Source organism: Xanthomonas albilineans (genome assembly GCF_002939705.1).
GTDB lineage: Bacteria > Pseudomonadota > Gammaproteobacteria > Xanthomonadales > Xanthomonadaceae > Xanthomonas_A > Xanthomonas_A albilineans.
Genome location: NZ_MDCB01000074.1, coordinates 1 through 1162, shown reverse-complemented (window position 1 = coordinate 1162; position 1162 = coordinate 1). Strand labels below are relative to the sequence as shown.

The window sequence follows — 1162 nt, the reverse complement described above, 5'->3', positions numbered from 1 at the left end:
CCGACCGTCCGGCCGCCTTCGCGGATCGCGAAACGCAGGCCTTCGTCCATCGCCACCGGATTGATCAGCGTCACCGTCATCTTGACGTTGTCGCCCGGCATCACCATCTCCACCCCTTCCGGCAACTGCACCTCGCCAGTGATGTCGGTGGTGCGGAAGTATAACTGCGGACGATAGCCCGGGAAGAACGGCGTGTGACGACCACCCTCGTCCTTCGACAACACGTACACCTCAGCCTCGAACTGGGTGTGCGGCTTGATCGTACCCGGCTTGCACAGCACCTGGCCGCGCTCCACGTCGTCACGCTTGGTGCCGCGCAGCAACAGACCCGCGTTGTCGCCCGCCTGACCCTGGTCCAGCAGCTTGCGGAACATTTCCACGCCCGTCACCGTGGTCTTCTGCGTCGCACGGATACCCACGATCTCGATTTCGTCGCCCACCTTGATCACGCCACGCTCGATACGACCGGTCACCACCGTGCCGCGACCGGAGATCGAGAACACGTCTTCCACCGGCATCAGGAACGGCTTGTCCACGTCGCGCTGCGGCTCCGGGATGAACGTATCCAGCGCTTCCACCAGCTTCAGAATCGCCGGCACGCCGATCTCGCTCTGGTCGCCTTCCAGCGCCAGACGCGCCGAACCGTGGATGATCGGCGTGTCGTCGCCCGGAAAGTCGTACTTGCTCAGCAGCTCGCGCACTTCCATCTCGACCAATTCGAGCAACTCGGCGTCGTCGACCATGTCGGCCTTGTTCAAGAACACCACGATGTGCGGCACACCGACCTGACGCGACAGCAGGATGTGTTCGCGCGTCTGCGGCATCGGGCCGTCGGCAGCCGAACACACTAGGATCGCGCCGTCCATCTGCGCCGCACCGGTAATCATGTTCTTCACGTAGTCCGCGTGCCCCGGGCAATCCACGTGCGCGTAGTGGCGCGTCGGGGATTCGTATTCCACGTGAGCGGTCGAGATCGTAATACCGCGCGCTTTCTCTTCCGGCGCCGCGTCGATCGCGTCGTAGGCTTTGAATTCGCCGCCGAAGCGCTCCGCGCCGACCTTCGTCAGTGCTGCCGTCAGCGTGGTCTTGCCGTGGTCGACGTGACCGATGGTGCCGACATTGACGTGCGGCTTGGTGCGCTCGAACTTACCCTTGGCCATGG

1 protein-coding gene is annotated in these 1162 nt (G+C 63.8%); it reads right to left on the bottom strand.

Annotated features, from left to right (window positions below; all coding sequences use genetic code 11):
• The coding region (gene tuf, locus XalbCFBP2523_RS15780) for an elongation factor Tu (protein WP_045761385.1) at positions 1-1160 on the bottom strand (1160 nt) is incomplete at its 3' end.
• Positions 1161-1162 lie beyond the last annotated feature (2 nt).